This window comes from Veillonella sp. ACP1, from assembly GCF_000286635.1.
Taxonomy (GTDB): Bacteria; Bacillota; Negativicutes; order Veillonellales; family Veillonellaceae; genus Veillonella; species Veillonella atypica.
Window position 1 is genome coordinate 1 of sequence record NZ_ALKL01000006.1, and the last position, 18,821, is coordinate 18,821.

At 40.1% G+C, this 18,821-nt stretch carries 17 protein-coding genes and 8 tRNA genes; 4 read left to right on the plus strand and 21 right to left on the minus strand.

Going from position 1 to position 18,821, the window contains the following annotated elements; genetic code table 11:
* From HMPREF1151_RS01640 to hcp, 17 genes are all read right to left on the minus strand, one after another.
* The coding region (locus tag HMPREF1151_RS01640; RefSeq protein WP_009660838.1) for a GTP-binding protein at positions 1–587 on the minus strand (587 nt) is incomplete at its 3' end.
* Between the two features lie 220 nt (positions 588–807).
* A tRNA-Met gene (locus HMPREF1151_RS01645) sits at positions 808–884 on the minus strand.
* 5 nt (positions 885–889) lie between these two features.
* Positions 890–965, minus strand: a tRNA-Thr gene (locus tag HMPREF1151_RS01650).
* Between the two features lie 30 nt (positions 966–995).
* A tRNA-Met gene (locus HMPREF1151_RS01655) sits at positions 996–1,071 on the minus strand.
* A gap of 5 nt (positions 1,072–1,076) precedes the next feature.
* A tRNA-Tyr gene (locus tag HMPREF1151_RS01660) sits at positions 1,077–1,161 on the minus strand.
* 10 nt (positions 1,162–1,171) lie between these two features.
* Positions 1,172–1,247 (minus strand) — tRNA-Thr (locus tag HMPREF1151_RS01665).
* 196 nt (positions 1,248–1,443) lie between these two features.
* Entirely contained in the window at positions 1,444–2,241 is a 798-nt protein-coding gene (locus HMPREF1151_RS01670) for an undecaprenyl-diphosphate phosphatase (protein WP_009660835.1), read from the minus strand.
* 76 nt (positions 2,242–2,317) lie between these two features.
* The gene (gene brxF / locus HMPREF1151_RS01675) at positions 2,318–2,782 is read right to left on the minus strand and encodes a BREX-3 system P-loop-containing protein BrxF (RefSeq protein WP_005377114.1); all 465 of its coding nucleotides are present in this window, start codon (positions 2,780–2,782) and stop codon (positions 2,318–2,320) included.
* A gap of 26 nt (positions 2,783–2,808) precedes the next feature.
* On the minus strand, positions 2,809–4,146 hold the full coding sequence (locus HMPREF1151_RS01680) for a hypothetical protein (protein WP_009660834.1): 1,338 nt from the start codon (positions 4,144–4,146) through the stop codon (positions 2,809–2,811).
* A complete protein-coding gene (hypB, locus tag HMPREF1151_RS01685) occupies positions 4,146–4,796 on the minus strand; it encodes a hydrogenase nickel incorporation protein HypB (protein ID WP_005377062.1) in 651 nt (216 codons plus the stop codon). The genes HMPREF1151_RS01680 and hypB overlap by 1 nt, the downstream gene beginning before the upstream one ends.
* A gap of 7 nt (positions 4,797–4,803) precedes the next feature.
* A complete protein-coding gene (locus tag HMPREF1151_RS01690) occupies positions 4,804–5,145 on the minus strand; it encodes a hydrogenase maturation nickel metallochaperone HypA (protein ID WP_005377089.1) in 342 nt (113 codons plus the stop codon).
* A complete protein-coding gene (locus tag HMPREF1151_RS01695) occupies positions 5,123–5,965 on the minus strand; it encodes a bifunctional 5,10-methylenetetrahydrofolate dehydrogenase/5,10-methenyltetrahydrofolate cyclohydrolase (RefSeq protein WP_009660832.1) in 843 nt (280 codons plus the stop codon). The genes HMPREF1151_RS01690 and HMPREF1151_RS01695 overlap by 23 nt, the downstream gene beginning before the upstream one ends.
* 135 nt (positions 5,966–6,100) lie before the next feature.
* Complete coding sequence (locus HMPREF1151_RS01700) at positions 6,101–8,050, minus strand: penicillin-binding protein (RefSeq protein WP_009660836.1); 1,950 nt, start codon at positions 8,048–8,050, stop codon at positions 6,101–6,103.
* A 21-nt stretch (positions 8,051–8,071) separates the two neighbouring features.
* Positions 8,072–9,484 carry a CCA tRNA nucleotidyltransferase gene (locus tag HMPREF1151_RS01705; protein ID WP_009660837.1) on the minus strand — a complete coding sequence of 471 codons (1,413 nt, stop codon included), beginning with the start codon at positions 9,482–9,484 and terminating at the stop codon, positions 8,072–8,074.
* A 124-nt stretch (positions 9,485–9,608) separates the two neighbouring features.
* Positions 9,609–10,481, minus strand: coding sequence for an L-serine ammonia-lyase, iron-sulfur-dependent, subunit alpha (gene sdaAA / locus HMPREF1151_RS01710; protein WP_009660840.1), 873 nt, complete (start codon positions 10,479–10,481; stop codon positions 9,609–9,611).
* Positions 10,482–10,490: 9 nt separating this feature from the next.
* Entirely contained in the window at positions 10,491–11,153 is a 663-nt protein-coding gene (sdaAB, locus tag HMPREF1151_RS01715; protein ID WP_005377063.1) for an L-serine ammonia-lyase, iron-sulfur-dependent subunit beta, read from the minus strand.
* Positions 11,154–11,481: 328 nt separating this feature from the next.
* Positions 11,482–13,047, minus strand: coding sequence for a hydroxylamine reductase (gene hcp, locus HMPREF1151_RS01720; protein ID WP_009660831.1), 1,566 nt, complete (start codon positions 13,045–13,047; stop codon positions 11,482–11,484).
* Between the two features lie 315 nt (positions 13,048–13,362).
* On the opposite strand from hcp, the gene HMPREF1151_RS01725 reads away from it, so the two are divergent.
* Entirely contained in the window at positions 13,363–14,088 is a 726-nt protein-coding gene (locus HMPREF1151_RS01725; protein WP_005379849.1) for a Crp/Fnr family transcriptional regulator, read from the plus strand.
* A gap of 70 nt (positions 14,089–14,158) precedes the next feature.
* On the opposite strand, the gene HMPREF1151_RS01730 is transcribed toward HMPREF1151_RS01725, so the two are convergent.
* From HMPREF1151_RS01730 to HMPREF1151_RS01745, 4 genes are all read right to left on the minus strand, one after another.
* The gene (locus HMPREF1151_RS01730) at positions 14,159–15,751 is read right to left on the minus strand and encodes an LPO_1073/Vpar_1526 family protein (RefSeq protein ID WP_009660839.1); all 1,593 of its coding nucleotides are present in this window, start codon (positions 15,749–15,751) and stop codon (positions 14,159–14,161) included.
* Positions 15,752–15,763: 12 nt separating this feature from the next.
* The gene (locus HMPREF1151_RS01735) at positions 15,764–16,315 is read right to left on the minus strand and encodes a TIGR01440 family protein (protein ID WP_009660833.1); all 552 of its coding nucleotides are present in this window, start codon (positions 16,313–16,315) and stop codon (positions 15,764–15,766) included.
* A gap of 189 nt (positions 16,316–16,504) precedes the next feature.
* Positions 16,505–17,065 carry a Fe-S-containing hydro-lyase gene (locus tag HMPREF1151_RS01740; protein ID WP_005385442.1) on the minus strand — a complete coding sequence of 187 codons (561 nt, stop codon included), beginning with the start codon at positions 17,063–17,065 and terminating at the stop codon, positions 16,505–16,507.
* Between the two features lie 19 nt (positions 17,066–17,084).
* Positions 17,085–17,927: a fumarate hydratase gene (locus tag HMPREF1151_RS01745; protein WP_009660830.1), complete on the minus strand. Its 843-nt coding sequence runs from the start codon at positions 17,925–17,927 to the stop codon at positions 17,085–17,087.
* A 659-nt stretch (positions 17,928–18,586) separates the two neighbouring features.
* Here HMPREF1151_RS01745 and HMPREF1151_RS01750 point away from each other — a divergent pair.
* The 3 genes from HMPREF1151_RS01750 (at position 18,587) to HMPREF1151_RS01760 (ending at position 18,821) form a co-directional block, all read left to right on the plus strand.
* Positions 18,587–18,662 (plus strand) — tRNA-Asn (locus HMPREF1151_RS01750).
* 5 nt (positions 18,663–18,667) lie between these two features.
* A tRNA-Glu gene (locus HMPREF1151_RS01755) sits at positions 18,668–18,742 on the plus strand.
* Positions 18,743–18,745: 3 nt separating this feature from the next.
* Positions 18,746–18,821 (plus strand) — tRNA-Val (locus tag HMPREF1151_RS01760).

Here is an 18,821-nt window from a genome sequence, read left to right on the forward strand (position 1 = left end):
ACAGCTGCCATCAATTCGTCGATTTTAGCTACATATTGAGCGTCGCCTTCCAAAGCTTTCAAAGCGGAACCTACAACGATAGGTACTTCGTCGCCAGGGAATTCGTAGGAGGAAAGAAGTTCACGAACTTCCATTTCTACTAATTCGATCAATTCTTCGTCGTCAACCATGTCAGCTTTGTTCAAGAATACTACGATTGCAGGAACACCAACTTGGCGAGCCAACAAGATGTGTTCGCGAGTTTGAGGCATAGGGCCGTCAGCTGCGGAACATACCAAGATAGCGCCGTCCATTTGAGCCGCACCAGTGATCATGTTTTTAACATAGTCAGCATGGCCTGGGCAGTCAACGTGTGCATAGTGACGGTTTTCAGTTTCGTATTCAACGTGTGCAGTGTTGATTGTAATACCACGTTCACGTTCTTCTGGAGCTTTATCGATCATGCTGTAATCTTGGAAATCAGCTTGGCCTTTTTCAGCCAATACTTTAGTGATTGCAGCAGTCAAAGTAGTTTTACCATGGTCAACGTGACCGATAGTACCAATGTTAACATGCGGTTTCGTACGTTCAAATTTTTCTTTTGCCATTAGGATTATATCCTCCTTCACAAAAACAAAATACTTTTATAGTATTACTATAATATAATAACCTAATTTAATCAACGGAATATACATTCCTACAGATTATTATACCATAATACACAAATGTCAATAAACAAAAAATTACATCCTATTTCGAGGGATGTAATGAGTTATAATTATATTTTTATAGTAGATACAAAAAAATCCCCACCAATGTGAGGTTTAATGGTGGCGGCACACGGATTTGAACCGCGGACACACCGGGTATGAACCGATTGCTCTAGCCAACTGAGCTATGCCGCCATGTATGGAGCTAGTGACCGGGATTGAACCGGTGACCTTATCCTTACCAAGGATACGCTCTGCCGACTGAGCTACACCAGCACAATGAACGTTCACTTCACTGTGAAATTATGGTTGCGGGGACAGGACTTGAACCTGCGACCTTCGGGTTATGAGCCCGACGAGCTACCAACTGCTCCACCCCGCTATAAATGGTGGAGGGAGAAGGATTCGAACCTTCGAAGTCGAAGACGGCAGATTTACAGTCTGCTCCCTTTGGCCGCTCGGGAATCCCTCCATAAATAAAATGGAGCTGGCGATAGGAATTGAACCCACAACCTGCTGATTACAAGTCAGCTGCTCTACCTATTGAGCTACGCCAGCATCATTACGACAAGATGTATTGTATCATCTGCCACACTAAGTGTCAAGAATTTTTTGAAACTTTTTTGAAAGTTTGTTCGTTCTTCGCAGTCACCCTTAGTGCTATATCAATATATCATGAAAGTTTTTCTGACGCAAGTATTTTTTTAGAATTTTTCCAACTTCATTTTTGCCTCATAGGAACTCACATCTATACTTACATATATAAATAGATTATTGCTAGAATAGCAACTATAATTCGATAATAGCCAAACGACGCCAACGAGGATCTATTTAGATACCATAAAAAACCTTTTACCGTTATATATCCCACTATATATGATACGACGGTGCCAATGATAAACATAATAATATCATTTAATTCCAATGCATGTATGACACGCACTAAATCATACACACACACGATAATCATAACAGGCACAGCCATGATAAACGAAAAATCAGCTGCAGCCCTCCGTGTACAGCCGATAAGCATCCCCCCTGCAATGGTTGCGCCAGAGCGCGAAAATCCAGGCCATAGACAAAGCATTTGATATAGACCAATTTGAAAGCATTGATATATAGTCAAATTATTTACAGAATCCACCAATCGACCAGATACTGTTCTTTTTTCCGCATAAATCATAAATATAGCACCTATAATAAGGCCTACTATAACGGGAATAGGTCCAAATAAATACTCTTTTATAATGTATTGCAAAAGATATCCAGCCATTAATACGGGTAACATGCCCGCACTAATATGTAGTAAAGATACGCCGCGTGTTTTTATCCAATTTTTCCGTTTCAAAAAGCCGTTAAATGTACGTCTATAATGTGTATAAATAGCAAGAATGGCACCTATCTGAATAAACACTTCAAATACATCAGCATGTGTGCCTTCAAAATTGAGCATATGCCCAATAATAATCATATGACCTGTACTCGATACAGGAATACATTCTGTTATACCTTCTATAACACCTAAAATGAGGGCTATTACATATTGTTCCATGTCATTCACCTTCTTTCAAAATGTGGTCACAACGCATGGCAATATATAATGCCCTCATTAATTAATGTAACGCTAATTAATCAATAACCATAACACGCTCAGGTTTAGTGATTGTCACTACCGCATGTTTTGGATCATTATTGTGTTCTAAGTACAATTGATCACCTTCGAGATGACCACGCCAACCTACAACAATCGGATATGTTTTACTAATAGTCTTTAATAGTTCAAGAGGATTTAAATTTAATATCGGTGCAAACAATACATTAATACCATCGATAAGAACAACTTCTGTATCACTGCGACTTAATGCACGACGAATTACTTCTTCTGCAAGTTGTGGTCTTTCATCACGAGGTACCAATAAAAATTCTTCTTCAATAAGTTGTTTTGCTTCTAAATACTTCCAACCTTTTTGTTCAGATAATTCACGAATCAATAAACTTTTACCAGAACCAGGACCACCAACGATAAACAATATGCGTTCATCATTATTTTGAATTTGTTCCCACCGTTCTTTCACATCTTGTACAGTAACCATATCCTTGCCTCCTCACATAAGATGACCTATTTAACAGGTCTGTCAGACAACATCACTGATTTGATATATTGATTTTTATCATCTAAGGCGAACTGCAAATAGGAATTATTCAACCTTGGATTTTTATATTCATATACCGTAGCCGTTCCCGTACTAGTTGTAGATTCAGCAATACGTGTCGGCATACCATATACAAAGAGCAATAAATATTTAGTATCACCCATAGCGATACCACGACGTGTTGGTGTGTAGACATTTAATAAAACGCGATTAATAAGCGAATTACCGTCAACACTAACACCATATTCATTATAGCCTATGAACGTAGACCCAAACAGCATTCCCTGTGTACGCCATTCACCATTTGCATCATTTACAAAATGCTGATTCAAATGCAATCCGCGTAGTACAAAGTCATCCTCAGTCAACTGACCGGCATGGAAGGAATACATAGGCGCCTTAGGCAATCCAAATCGAGACCATACTTGACCATCCAAAATATCAACAGCCTCTACCGTATTATTTTTAATGGTGAAAGCCACATAGAACTTTCCATTTTGAATAGTTTCTGGTAATTGGCTATTATTATTTGTATTCGCTACGGAAGAAGAAAATTCCTTTTTTTCTGACCATGAATTTTCGGAATGCCCTTCATATAAGAAGATATATGACTCATCAGTCTGATTCCGCCACATCGCATTAGGGCTACCATAGGAGAAAATCATTTCCATACGAGAACTGCCTACGCCGATATCACGAATTGTAACTAATCCTTTATCAGTAGTATGAAGATTAGTAATAGTACCAACAGGGAATAAATAGGTCGCACCTTGTCCACGCAACTGATTATCTACTAAACGCGATTTATCTGGACCTGTATACACAGTTATATCTATATCTTTTTCATGATACGTCGTGAATACACCCTTCACCGTCTTTTGAGCAGATGGACTAGGTACATACACATCACCAACGCGATAAACCGGTCCAATACTTGTACCATCTTCAGACTCGGGCTTTTGAGCCAGACTATAGTCATCCTCATCACCAAGCGCTAGTAAATTATTAGACGTATAAGAACGTCCGATATCTGCTAGATTATTTTTTGAATCTTGTGGCATGACACCATCATTTTCACTAGCAGCTTGCCAATACTGTAAGGAGTCACCAAAAGCAGTGACAGCCAACTGTTCTGCTAACCAACCTGTTTTCGAAGATTCATCAGCAGCAGGAGCTTTTACAACAGCTACTGCATTTTTTACTTCCGGTATTGTTGGTCCTGCATCAACGGCCCCCACCGATGCGGTTCCTAAAGCACTTAACACTACCATCGTCATTGCAGTACGAGATAACATATGTTTCATTAACGCTTCTCCATTTGTTCTCTAATCCATGTTAACCAAGGCGCCAATCCATCCTTAGCAGTACAGCTAATTTCAAATATATAGCCTTGAGGATTTAAATTACGAATATCTTTAATGGCTTTATCTTTATCGAATGGCACATATGGCAATAAGTCAATCTTATTGAGCAATATAGCTTTTGATTCCTTAAAAATAAGAGGATATTTCAAAGGCTTATCTTCACCTTCTGTAACAGATAAAACGGTAACCTTCATCGCCTCACCAATATCGAACTCAGCAGGGCATACTAGATTACCTACGTTCTCGATAATAATCATATCGAGTTCATCAAGATCTAAATCAGTTATAGCATCTTGAATCATATTAGCATCTAAATGGCAACCTCCAACGGTATTAATTTGTATAACAGGCACACCTAGAGCATGAATACGTTCTGCATCCTTAGATGTAAATAAATCACCTTCGATAACAGCTAATTTATAGTCTTTAACTAAATCTTGAAGTGTTGCTTCTAGCAAAGAGGTCTTTCCGGCCCCTGGAGAGCCCATTAGATTAAAGACAAATATATTTTTTTCTTTAAATACTTGTTGTAACGATGATGCAATGGCATCATTTTTCGCCAACACATTTGTTTTTACTTCTACTTGCATATATACCTCAATCTATATCAATAGATGTCACTTGTAATTCGCGACCACCTATAGTATTTACAAAATGGCTTTCACAATGAGGACAGATGAATTTGTAATCTTGTACATCAAATATAGTATCACAATCTAAGCATTGCCCTTTAATAGGAATCGTATGAATATCGATTTTTGAATGCTCTGCCGGCGTATTCTTTGTAACGGCATCCCAGCAGAATAAGAGTGCATCAGGTTCTACACCACTCATCAACCCCAAATCGAGTTGCACAGAATGAACGATAGACGCATCATTGTTTTTCATGGTCTCTAAGGCAATATCTAATATACCCTCAGCGATTGACATTTCGTGCATGGTACGCCTCATAAACAGCTTCTAACATCATCGTAGTCGTAACAGAGCCCACACCACCTGGTACAGGTGTGATAGCCGAAGCTACCGTGCTCACCGCATCATAATCAACATCCCCTACTGTTTTTCCGTCTAATTCATTAATGCCTACATCGATAACAACAGCGCCAGCTTTCACCATGTTAGCTGTAATCATATGTGCTCGGCCCGCAGCAGCAATCACGATATCAGCTTGTTGTATATGATGTGCTAAATCGGCCGTACGAGAATGGCAAATAGAAACCGTAGCATGACGTTCAAGCACCATCAACGCTACCGGTTTGCCAATCACTTGGCTACGACCAACAACGACCACATGTTTACCTTCTAAAGGAATACCATAATGATCCAAGATTGCTAGGCATGCCTTCGCAGTACAAGGTGCAAATCCACCTTTACCAGCTGTAACAAGACCGATGTTATAGGTAGTAAGACCATCGATATCTTTCTTAGGATTCAATGCATCGATTAATTGCTCCGTATCAATTTGTTTTGGCATCGGCATGAGTGGCAATATGCCATGTACCGCATCATCATTATTCAAAGCCATCAATGCATCGTATACCTCTTGATGCGTAGCTGTACTTGGTAGTTGCTTACGCACGAAACCATAGCCAAAATTTTTGGCCGTTTTCTCCATGAAATCCGCGTACATGTTAGCGCCATGATCATCACCAACTAGCAATACAGCCATTGTAATTGTACCGGACTCTAGACCGGTCATCTTCTCTTGTAAAATCGCTTTATGTGCATCAGCCACAGCTTTACCACGTAATTCTATCATGTATATCTCCATTCATTATCTCAAGGATAAACCACATATAAATTCATGTAAAAAGGTGCCTATAGAGGCACCTTTAGTTTGCTCTTATTCTATTATATAACGTTTTGTCTATAGTTGCAGTTACCTATCCTGCGACTAATGACTAAATTGAACCACAATAGGTGTACCAGGAGATACTACGGTTCCCGGTAATTGTTCCTGTGAAATCGCCTTACCAGTACCATCTGGTTTAAAGTATAAACCCGCCGTATGCAACCAATCACGTACCTCTCCAAATGTATAGCCTCTAAAGTCTGGCAATACTACACTGCCATCACCATTAGGTTTTACTGCTGGAAGTTTGGCCGCTGGTACAGCCGCTACAGTAGCGCCATCCTTAACGGAAGGTGACATTTGGTAATACCGCACTAATTGAGACACGATATTCTTAAATACTGGGGCCGCAATTTGACTACCATAGATAGAACCTTTTTTAGGATCATCGATGGCAACAAGAACAACAAATTTAGGATCTTCTACCGGACCAAAGCCTATAAAGGATGCGATATAACGACCTGCTAAATAGCCGCCATTTTTAGTGTCTAACTTTTCAGCAGTCCCTGTTTTGCCTCCAAAGTGATAGCCTTCAACCATCGCTTTAGTACCGCCACCTTCAGAGACTTCTTTTTCAAGAATATCCGCAATCGTTTTAGCCGTTTCTTCTGGTATTGGTTGCCCCACAACTTCAGGGTCAGTAGTACTAGTTACCTCACCTTTTATATTGCTGTAAGATTTAACAATATGTGGTTTCATCATGCTACCACCATTAGCTATAGCGCCAAAAGCACGGACCATTTGCAATGGTGTTACCGCAATACCTTGACCGATGGACATGGTTGCTACATCAAGCTTACTCATATCATCAGGATTATATAAGATACCATCACCTTCACCAGGCAATTCAATACCTGTTTTAGAACCAAATCCATAGTTACGAACATATTTAGATAATATATCCGCGCCTGTAGTGGTACCAATTTCTGCCATACCTGTATTGATGGAGAACTTCAAAATATCGATCAATCGAACAGGACCATAGCCTTCACCATTCCAGTTTTGCATAACATGTCCATTGGCCGCAAAGGAACCTTTGTCGTTATACACTTGGTCTAGTTTCCATTTACCTGATGCCAATGCAGCAGATGCAATAATCGGCTTAAATGTAGAACCTGGTTCATACAAATTTGTTACTGCAATATTCTTAAAATCTTCCTCTGAACCTTGACTATAATGATTTGGGTCATAGGTTGGGCGGTTCGCCATCGCCAAGATTTCACCCGTTTTAGGATCCATAACAATAACGCTAGCATGTTTAGCGCCTGTATCTTCCATGGCTTTATCGAGAGCACGTTCTGCTATAAATTGAATACTTGCATCAATCGTTAGTGTCACACTCTTACCCTTATCAGGTAAATATTTAGATAGTACGGAGCCAAAGATGGCATTCCCCTTTCTATCTGTTGCAACTAGTTCCTTTTGGATACCGCCCTTCAATTCATCATCTAGCACCATTTCAAGACCATCAAGGCCTTTATCATCGGTACCGACAAAGCCGAGCACTTGTGCGGCCAAGTTACCATTAGGATAATATCGTTTAGACTCTTCTACAAAATTAAGACCTTCTAAATTTTTATCCTCAATCAATTGGGCTACCGCTTTCGACTTTTCTGGTTCCATCATACGGTCAATCCATACGAACGCAGTATCCTCTTGTAATGATTTCACAATGTCCTCTTTTGACATCGTCACATATGGCGCTATAAGTTCAGCAACTTCACTAGGCGATTGCTTAATCATCTTAGGATCCGCATATAGGGATTTTGTAACCACACTCATAGCCAATGGTCTTCCATTGCGGTCATAAATCGTACCGCGCGGAGATTGTAATTTTCTATCCACTTGCACTTGGCTCAAGTTCTTCGCCTGCAAATCAGACTTATCTATTATTTGTAAAAAGAATAAGCGCCCCACTAATACGACAGCAATACACAGTAATACGCGTACCGTATATTCAATTCGCTTATTATCATTCCCTGAAATATTCATTATGGTCTCCCACTCAATATATTACTTCGATGACCTCTGCAACTTATGGATAAGCGCTTCATATAAATCATCTGGTGTATTGTTAACGACACCATTTTGCACCTGTTGCATCAAATATTGTAACCCTTTCGCCACATTATCGCCACAGGCTTCTAGAACGCGGTTGTCATAGTTCAAATCTTTTGTATGCACAGGCATTTCTAGGCTTAAATCAGCCATGCATTCCCCGAACGCCAATGTACCATCAGTAACGGAATATGGCTTACCACAACCAAGGACGTCGGCCGCACAAACCTTCGCCAATTGCAACCACGCTTCCCGCATACTTTGACTATCTCTAAACTCGCCACTTCGAATTTCCTTGCGCATCCATTTTTTCTCATCTGCCTCTTCATTTTGCACGAAGAAATGAAAGCGCATGTGATTTTTAACAATCCACGAAACGCGACTAGCAAATTTCTTATTATAGCCGAGACGAATCAATAGGTCATAGGCCATCTCCGCGCCTAGATTATCATGGCCTCGGTCGGTATAGCGTCCATTAATAACTTGCCTAATGGTAGGCATTCCCTTTGCCACATCATGTAATAGGGCGCCCCAACGAAGGGTTAAATCAGGTTCCGTTTCCGAAACGACAGCCAATGTATGATACCATCCATCAAATTCGTGAAACGCCTTTTCTTGAGGCAATCCCACCAAATGATATAGCTCTGGCAATATAGGAACCTCTTTAATTGCCCCATTTTCAACGACGCGGCACGAACATTCTGCCAAGCGCGATTGGACGAGTACATCTAGCCCTTTTGCAACTGCTGGTTCCAATAATAACCGGTCTAATTCATTCCGCACACGTTCTAGTGAAAGCCCCGATACACGGTGGAATGCTTTTGGCATGGCCTCTAATAGGGATTTATCCGGAATAAAATCGAGTTTTGCAACGAATCGGCAAGCTCTAAATAATCGCAGTGCATCCTCTTGGAACCGTTCCGTTGGATTCCCGATGGTGCGCAAAACCTTATGCTTAATATCTCGGCGTCCACCGACGAGGTCGATAACCTCTTTATAGCGATTCATCGCCATACCATTAACGGTAAAATCGCGACGTTTTACATCTTCTTCGAGCGTATCTGCATAGATGACTTCTTCAGGGCGATGGCTATCTGCCCCATATCGTTCCTTGCGATACGTAGCCACTTCATAATGTTTTCCATCTACAATGGCCACTACCACACCGAAGGACTTACCTATGATGCCTGTAGTTTCAATATTCGCATCACCTAAAACAGAGATGACCTGTTCAGGTCGGGCAGATGTAACGATATCAAAATCGTGTGGCTTTACATGCATGAGCATATCTCGCACAGCGCCGCCAATAATGAAAGCCTCAAAGCCCGCTTCTTCTAAAATTGTCAGCAAACGTATAGCTTGTTCCATACATCTACCCTCCCTTCTATTTATCTTTTTATTGTACTACAAATAGGGTTATGAAAAAAGGCTCACATACTATAAGCACATTGCAGATTATGCTCATAATAGTGAACCTTTTGTATATATGTAATTATAGTGAACAAACTTTCTCCGCTATGGCAAGACCTGTTTGAGTGACGGCTAAACCACCATCACTTGTTTCGCGAAGGGCTGCAGGCATAGCGCGACCAATATTATTCATCGCCTCAATTACCTCATCAGTAGGAATTTGGCTTTTAATACCAGCTAAAGCAAGTTCAGCCGCGGTAATAGCATGAACGGCATACACGCCATTCCGTTTTACACAGGGAACCTCAACAAGACCTGCCACAGGATCACAAGCAAGGCCCAGTAAATTTTTCATACACAATGACACGGCATGCCCGACCTGACGAGCAGTACCACCCATCATCTCTACAATGGCCGCTGCCGCCATACATGCAGCCGTACCAATCTCAGCTTGACATCCACCGACCGCACCAGCTACACAAGCGCGATTAGCAACCACATTCCCTACGCCTGATGCAGCAAGGAAACCTTTCACTAAGACATCTCTATCTAGTTTATATTGCTCAGCCACGGCCTGAATGGCCCCAGGCATAACACCACAAGAACCGGCCGTTGGACAAGCCACAATTCTAAACATTTTCGCATTAGCTTCGTTGACCGCAATAGCATAAGACATCGCCTTATAAGCAGTTTCACTCATAAATAATGGTTTCCGTTCCATTAAACGAGCCGCATCACCACCAGACATATTTGACTGGGTCCGTTGTAAATGACGCAAACCATCGTGAATGGAGGACTCAAAAATACTTAATCGATGCTTAATTTCTTTAACGATTTCCTTTTCACTACGATCATACTGTTCTAGCTCACTGCGCAATACCACATCACCAAAGGATATGTTATTCTCTTCGCTAAGGCGGATAATATCAGCTATCGTTTCATATTCGTAACTCATCATATCCTCCTATAGTGCCTCAAAGGTCATCACATCTTGAATACCTGGGCATTCACGCATAAATTGTACTGTAATAGGGTTTACAACAGAATCAGTGGTAATTACCATAACCGCGTCCTTATATTTACCCTTTCTAAACACGCGCATGGACGCAATATTGATATCCGATTCACTCAAGGCCTGACTAATGAGAGAAATCGCACCTGGTCTATCCTCATGGAATACAACAAGGGTAAATTCATCGCCCGTAATGGACATATCATTGCCATCAACCTCGGTAATCATGATTTGACCACCACCAATCGAACGACCTACAACGGACATATGACGATTATGGTCGCCGTATAAATCAAACTTAACTACATTCGGATGTCCTATATCGAGTGGTGATTCGATGAAAGTATAGTCTAAACCTGCTTCATCAGCGAGTTCCTTCGCATTGCGGATGCGTTTATCATCCTCTTTAAAGCCTAATAAACCACCTAATAAGGCACGATCTGTACCATGCCCCTTATATGTTTTTGCAAACGACCCATACAAGGTCATTTCAACCTTCTTCGGCGTATTCCCAAATATACAACGAGCCATCTTGCCAAGCCGTGCTGCACCAGCGGTATGCGAACTAGATGGGCCAATCATAACAGGGCCGATAATATCAAAAATACTGTTCATAATGAACCTCTATGCATATATAAATAAAGATATAATCTAATTCTTATCTATAGTATAGCAATCAATATTCATAGATGTCTATATACACAATAGAGGTATGTTTGTCCACTTATGACAAACATACCTCTATTTTATTAATTAACTATTAATATAACTCAGCCAAGAAAATAATCGCAAATCCCCATAGTACAACACCATATGTCGTATTTATTTTTACGACAAAAAAGGCTATACCATCCGAAGATGGCATAGCCTAATTTATATAGCAACAACCCGAATCATATAAGAGAGAGGGGATTAGGGCCGCTGTTATCAAGATTTAATCCGATTAGCCCAAGATAGCTTTCATATCAGCTTCTGGAGTTGTAATTGGATGTAATTGGAATTTTTCTACCAAAATGTTCAATACATTGCTGGAGAAGAATTTAGGCAAGGAAGGTCCGATGTAGATGTTGCGGATACCCAATGCCAACAATGTTAACAAGATACATACTGCTTTTTGTTCGTACCAGGACAATACCAATGTTAATGGCAAGTCGTTTACGTCACATTCAAATGCACCAGCCAAAGCTACTGCTACTTGAATAGCGGAGTAAGCATCGTTACATTGACCCATATCAAGGATACGAGGGATACCACCGATTTCACCGATGTTAAGGTCGTTGAAGCGGAATTTACCACAAGCCAATGTCAATACTACAGTATCATCTGGAGTTTGTTTTACGAATTCTGTGTAGTAGTTACGGCCTACTTTAGCACCGTCACAACCACCAACTAAGAAGAAGTGTTTGATTGCGCCAGCTTTTACAGCATCGATTACTTTATCAGCAATACCCAATACTGTACCGTGACCGAAACCAGTAGTTACTTCGTGACCACCGTTGATGCCAGTGAATTCTTGAGCTTCTTTGTAGCCGCCCAATTCGATAGCGCGTTCAATAACAGCGGAGAAGTCTTTAGTGCCATCAGCTTTTTCTTCTACGTGTGCACAGCCGTCGAAACCTACCATATCTGTAGTAAAGATATTTGCTCTGTAGTTTTCTTTTGGTGGCATAATGCAGTTTGTAGTGAACAAGAATGCGCCAGGAACGTCAACGAATTCTTTTTGTTGGTTTTGCCATGCAGTACCGAAGTTACCTTTCAATTGAGGATGTTTTTTCAATTCAGGGTAAGCGTGGCAAGGTAACATTTCACCATGAGTATAGATGTTTACACCTTTACCATCAGTTTGTTCCAACAATTGATTCAAGTCGTGAAGGTCATGACCAGTTACAACGATGAAAGGACCTGGTTCTACAGTCAAAGGTACTGTAGTTGGTACTGGAGTACCATATGTTTCAGTGTTAGCTTTATCAAGAATAGCCATGCATTTCAAGTTGATTTGACCGAATTCCATCAACAAGTTTAACCATTCTTCAGCACTGTGGTCTTTAGCGAATTCTACCATGCCTTTGATGAACCAAGCATCAACTTCAGGATCATGGAAACCAAGGCGTGCAGCATGCCATGCATACGCAGCCATACCACGCATACCTAACAATAATGTGGAACGAAGGGATACGATATCTTCTTCACCTTTCCACAATTGTTCCCAATCGAAGTTTTGAGCTACGCTATCGATTTTTGCATGATAAGCGTTTACTTCGTCGATGAATTCTTGAACGCGGTCTTCAGAGAAGTTTACGTTTGTTACACACATGAACAAACCGCGCATTAAATAGTCAACGCCTTCTTTAGTTTGGCCTTTTACGTCTAAAGCGCGTGCTAAACCAACTAAAGCAGCAGTTAATTCGTCTTGTAAATTAGCAACTGGTGCAGTTTTACCACATACACCTTGTACAGTACAGCCGCCTGGTGCTGCAGATTGTTCGCATTGATAACAGAACATGCTCATTTAAAAATCCTCCTTTGCGAGACTTCCTCGCATTCAAGCTAGATAATATAAAACCTATACATTACACTGATGAATTATCAGGTGTCTGATTGATTACATTGAAAGTATAACGTAAAGGTGATACAATTTCTGTAGCTTGAGCAACAATAAAAAAACTTTTTCAAAAATTTCCTGACTCTTCTTTTGGAACAGGCTGCTCACAAGAGCATATATAATTATTTTACAATACTCATTACAAATTACCTATAAAAAGCATCACACCATACGATGTATAATTCGGGCTAAAATAGCTATATACTATATTAGGAGGTACACATGATTAAACAAGTTCTATCCGATGACATTATCAAACAATACTTACCAATCTTAACAGCATGCCCCCTATTCAATACATTGGGTATACCAGAATTAACGAGCTACTTACATAATGCAAAAGTAATTATAAAGAATTATAAAAAGAACGACTTTATCGCTATTTCAGGAGATCCTATGGAAGGAATTGGGGTTATCTTGGAAGGCAGTGCTCTTCTTACGCGTGAAAATGTGCTAGGCCAACGAGTTATCATGGCCAATTTAGAGGCATCCTCTATTTTTGGGGAAGCCTTGCTATTTAGTAAGCATCCACTTTGGCCAGCCACCATAAAAGCATTAAAGCCAACAAAAATTATGTTTATACCACTCGAAACATTTATCGAAACATTACCGGATTGCCATCAATGCCAAACCAAAATCCTTTCTAATCTATTAGAGGATTTATCGGAAAAAGCATTGCTTCTTACCAAAAAAGTTCATTATTTAACATTAAAGGGCATGCGTGAAAAAATTTACGCATATCTTACAGATATATATACGATGCAACACAGTGAAAAACTGGTGTTACCTCATAATCGCGAACAAATGGCGGAAGCCCTCAACGTTTCACGTACTGCGTTAAGCCGTGAGCTTGGAAGATTGCGCGACGAGGGTATCATTGAAATCAATGGCCGCCATGTGACATTATTAGACCCTCAACAAATTGTAGAATTTGGATTTAACAATTAAATACAGCGTGTACGCAACACAAAACCGCCTAGGCATAGCCTTAGGCGGTTTATTGTATATATGTATAGAATTAGAACCAATGAGATAAATCAAATTCTTCCCCAATGGTTGCTTTCACATGAGCTCGACCTAAATAGAGACCAAGTAATGTGAGAGAAATAGAACACATAGGGCTTTCATCATAGACGCGAGCCAAATCAGAAAGAACCGGACTAATATCGTCCATGATTTGACGAGCCTCTTCCCCTCTAAATGCAGTAGGTTTACTCTTCATCAAAGCTATGAGATCACGTTGTACCATTGGATCAGAGATGCGAGCCTCTCTAAAGAAGCGTTGTGCCAATGATTCATCGACGACAGCCAATTTATAAAGATTAGAGTTTAGGCTGCGCACCACAAATCGTGGATCTACGCCGCGGCCATCAGTAGCACGGAATAACTCTTCCTTTGTAAAGCCACGATAGTTAAATACAAACGGATAGGAATTACTCAATAATTGCGTCAATGTTACGGACTCACGTTCTTGCTGAGTACAACGTAAATAATCTAGCTGACGATAAAACGATGAGTCATGAGGCAAATCCGAAATAAATGGTTCGATATATTTTTCCACATAATGTTGGAAATGAATACGTCCATAGTTATTAGAATTACGAGAGTATTGTAATAATAATGTTAACGCCATCACTTGAAAGTGTCCTAATGTAAGATGGGGCAAAACGCGCAATGCATCAAAAGCTACTAAGTACGGTGTACTCGACTTAGGCGATTGAACCACATCGGAAAAGGCTTCTAGCGCAGCTGTTTTCATCCAAGTCGTTGGAGATCCTGCATAGGCTTTTTGCATAGCCAATAATGCTTCTTGAATTACGATATTTTGCAATAGTAATTTGACTTCGCTTAATTTCGTAATGCCTAAAACAGCTAATGCATCCCGCGTAATATCTGCAACGAATTGCATAGCATCACCATGAACGACACCGAAAGCATGAGCAAATGGTTCAATTGCAAGGGCTACGCGTTTATCCTCTTGTGCAGCCTGTGCCCATGGACCAATTGGTTCTGGCTCATCCTCTTCTTTGTTGGATAAATGTTCATTAATTTCATCGGCATTAAACATGCGTGTTTCTTCTAATGCAGATGGACCTTGTGGATTTACAACTTCACTATTTTCACTGCCAAACATCTGCGTTGCATCAGCATCAAAGCATCGTGTTTCGTCCATTACATCAGGAGACTCGCCTAATGCAATAGTATCCTCTGTAGAAGATTCAACAGCAGGAATTTCCATCGTTTTTTCTGTATCAGTCACTGCATCAATAGGTTCTGCAACAACGGGTTCTGTAACAATAGGTTCTGCGGTAACAGAATCCTCAAAATCATGTTTTTCTACAGGATTATGTAATTGAATAGCACCCTTACTAACAGATGTTTGTTCATCAACATGAGCCTCATATACATCAACACCATCATGTGTTTCCCGAGGTGTTATATGTACCTTCTCTTGTTCATACAAACGCCCTGGACGTGATGTTTTTGGAGGCTTTGATATTACAGAATGCGCGTCACTGTTACTTTCACTTTTATTAAATACCGCATAGCATACTCCAAAGAAACCAAGTACGACAACGGCCAATACGACATATGGGATAAACGTTGACATTACATTCTCCTCTTATAATAATGCGTCATTATATACCGCACGGATACCGCCGATACTCTTAGGGCGAACACGACAAGCTGTCACATGCGCTTCCCCAATTTCTTTTAAGCTTAATCGTACAGGAACCGTTACATGTTTCATATGCATACCAATGAAAGTATCTCCTATATCGATTCCCGCATCTGCTTGTATAAATTCAACAATTACAGGATCCTTAAAGCGGTTATACGCCGTCATAGCCATAGCGCCACCAGCATGCAATTGAGGAACAACATTACATTCCTCTTCCCAAGTCATAGTCTCACGTTCCATTACAAGGGCTCTATTTAAATGTTCACAACATTGTACAGCAAGATATAAACCTCGTTCGCTAACGGCTTTATAAATCTCATCAAATACAACAGCTGCTACATCCTCATGAGAATCAGTGCCAATCTTTTTACCACAAATCTCACTTGTAGAACATCCCACTACAAATAGCTGTCCTTCGTGTACCTTTGCTACTGTTAAGAGTTCTTCCATAGCAGTATGTACTTCTTGTCTAATTGTTTCAATAGAATGCATGATATCGCCCCTTTTTAATATTCAAATCTATAAATATATTATCATAAATTATATGTCTTTTATAGACCAAACTATAGGATATATGCGTGAAATTCTTATGATAAATTAATCTATTGTATATGATACTAGTTTGAAATACAAAAAAGAGGCTTGCTAAAGCAAGCCTCTTTCAATCACTCAGTGGTGATATTAGATTTTTCTGTAAGGTTTTTGGCCTTGTTCGTAGAAGTTGTTACCTTCAGTATCGCCAACTACGATGCAAGGGAAATCTTCAACTGTCAATTCAGCCAAAGCTTCTGGGCCAAGTTCACCATAAGCAAGTACTTCGTATTTTTTGATGGATTTTGCAATCAATGCTGCAGCGCCACCAACTGCTGCGAAGTATGTGCAACCATTTTTCTTCATGGATTCAACTACTGCTGGTTTACGGGAACCTTTACCGATCATGCCTTTGATACCTTGATCAAGCATTGTTGGTGTATAAGCATCCATACGACCAGAAGTTGTAGGACCAGCGGAACCAATTGGGTCACCAGGTTTTGCAGGTGTAGGTCCTAAGTAGTAAACGAATTTGTTAGTCCAATCGATTGGTAATTTTTCGCCACGTGCTAAAGCTTCAGTCATAACTTTATGAGCAGCGTCACGAGCGGAGTAAATTTTGCCAGTGATAAGAACGCTATCACCAACTTTTAATTTACGGGAAAACTCTTCATTATATTCTTCAGTATTAATGCGAATTGTTTCAGCCATTGTAATTACCTCCTACCGATTAAAGTACTACGTGTTTATGACGAGCAGCATGACACATAATAGTAACAGCAACAGGAAGGCCGGCGATATGAGTTGCACCCCATTCGATGTTTACACCGATACAAGTTGTTGTGCCGCCCAATTGTGGACCGATACCAGTTTTGTTAACCATTTCCAAAATTTCTTCTTCCAATTTTGCATACTCAGGATCTTTGTGAGGAGTGCTAATATCGCGAAGCAAAGCTTTTTTGGACATAACAGCTGCTTGGTCCATAGTACCACCAATACCAACGCCAAGTACGATTGGAGGGCATGGGTTAGGGCCAGCATGTTTTACGATTTCAAGAACTGCATTTTTAACGCCTTCAACGCCATCTGCAGGTACCAACATAGCTACGTCAGATTTATTTTCAGAACCGAAACCTTTAAGTTCTACGTTGATTTCTACTTTATCGCCAGGAACGATATCGATGTAGATGATTGCAGGTGTGTTATTTTGAGTGTTTTTACGGTTGAACAATGGTTCTGCTACAACGGATTTACGAAGGTAACCTTCTACATAACCTTGAGCAACACCTTCATTGATGGCTTCTTTAAGATCGCCACCCACGAAATGAACATCTTGACCTACTTCTACGAATACTAATGTCATACCAGTATCTTGGCAGTATGGACGATCTTCAGCATCAGCAATTTCTGCATTTTTGATGATTTGATCGAGAACGATGCAACCAACTGGAGACTCTTCTGTTTCACGGCCTTTTTTCAAGCCTTCATAGATGTCTTTTGGCAAGTGGTAAGCTGCGTCCATACACATTTGACGGACTGTTTTTGTGATTTCAGATACTTGAATCTCGCGCAAGATAATCCCTCCTCAGGAAAATAATTAGATATTAACTCTAATACAATGAGATACATTTATTCTCAAAGTGTTAAGCTAAGATTAACTCTATGACTCCATACTAGCACACTACCGAAGGCCTTTCAACGCTTTACCTATACAGTTTTCTCAATGAAATTTATCGATTTGATAATTATTTTCAATGATTAATTATACCTTTTTTATGCACTTTGATAATATTAAAAATAGTAGCTTAACTCTAATAAAAGGCTATATAACTGTAATAAATATCACATTATATTATTGTATATGGTTCGTTTCCAATCAATATGTGTTCTAACCATAAAATATATTGCTTTCTTTAATGAGATTATCTATCATTTTTATATAAAAAGATTTTAATTATGAGTATGTATAACGATTATCTTCAATACAATTAATTTACTAACTCCCCTATTCATCAAGGAGTTCATATACACAAAAACACGCTTAATTAGTGGATTTCTCACCAATATGTATAATTATCGTTTTTTATGACTATCTCATCAAATTATTTTATCATTCCTCAAGCTCTGTCTATTATGTGTTTTAGTTATAGCATATGCTAAAAATTTTTAACTTTTTATAACATTTCCCCTTGCTATTATCGATATGTTCCTTTATAATAATCACTATATTATTCCTCGATAGCTCAGTTGGTAGAGCAATCGGCTGTTAACCGATCGGTCGTAGGTTCGAGTCCTACTCGGGGAGCCAATATTGGCCCGTTGGTCAAGCGGTTAAGACACCGCCCTTTCACGGCGGTATCCCGGGTTCGATTCCCGGACGGGTCACCACATGGACGATTAGCTCAGCTGGGAGAGCGCCTGCCTTACAAGCAGGATGTCGGCAGTTCGATCCTGTCATCGTCCACCA

Excerpts from the sequence above, each read along its gene's own strand:
- HMPREF1151_RS01670 (WP_009660835.1), bottom strand. The coding sequence starts at position 2,241 with ATGGAACAATATGTAATAGCCCTCATTTTAGGTGTTATAGAAGGTATA.
- brxF (WP_005377114.1), bottom strand. The coding sequence starts at position 2,782 with ATGGTTACTGTACAAGATGTGAAAGAACGGTGGGAACAAATTCAAAAT.
- HMPREF1151_RS01680 (WP_009660834.1), bottom strand. The coding sequence starts at position 4,146 with ATGAAACATATGTTATCTCGTACTGCAATGACGATGGTAGTGTTAAGT.
- hypB (WP_005377062.1), bottom strand. The coding sequence starts at position 4,796 with ATGCAAGTAGAAGTAAAAACAAATGTGTTGGCGAAAAATGATGCCATT.
- HMPREF1151_RS01690 (WP_005377089.1), bottom strand. The coding sequence starts at position 5,145 with ATGCACGAAATGTCAATCGCTGAGGGTATATTAGATATTGCCTTAGAG.
- HMPREF1151_RS01695 (WP_009660832.1), bottom strand. The coding sequence starts at position 5,965 with ATGATAGAATTACGTGGTAAAGCTGTGGCTGATGCACATAAAGCGATT.
- HMPREF1151_RS01700 (WP_009660836.1), bottom strand. The coding sequence starts at position 8,050 with ATGAATATTTCAGGGAATGATAATAAGCGAATTGAATATACGGTACGC.
- HMPREF1151_RS01705 (WP_009660837.1), bottom strand. The coding sequence starts at position 9,484 with ATGGAACAAGCTATACGTTTGCTGACAATTTTAGAAGAAGCGGGCTTT.
- sdaAA (WP_009660840.1), bottom strand. The coding sequence starts at position 10,481 with ATGAGTTACGAATATGAAACGATAGCTGATATTATCCGCCTTAGCGAA.
- sdaAB (WP_005377063.1), bottom strand. The coding sequence starts at position 11,153 with ATGAACAGTATTTTTGATATTATCGGCCCTGTTATGATTGGCCCATCT.
- hcp (WP_009660831.1), bottom strand. The coding sequence starts at position 13,047 with ATGAGCATGTTCTGTTATCAATGCGAACAATCTGCAGCACCAGGCGGC.
- HMPREF1151_RS01725 (WP_005379849.1), top strand. The coding sequence starts at position 13,363 with ATGATTAAACAAGTTCTATCCGATGACATTATCAAACAATACTTACCA.
- HMPREF1151_RS01730 (WP_009660839.1), bottom strand. The coding sequence starts at position 15,751 with ATGTCAACGTTTATCCCATATGTCGTATTGGCCGTTGTCGTACTTGGT.
- HMPREF1151_RS01735 (WP_009660833.1), bottom strand. The coding sequence starts at position 16,315 with ATGCATTCTATTGAAACAATTAGACAAGAAGTACATACTGCTATGGAA.
- HMPREF1151_RS01740 (WP_005385442.1), bottom strand. The coding sequence starts at position 17,065 with ATGGCTGAAACAATTCGCATTAATACTGAAGAATATAATGAAGAGTTT.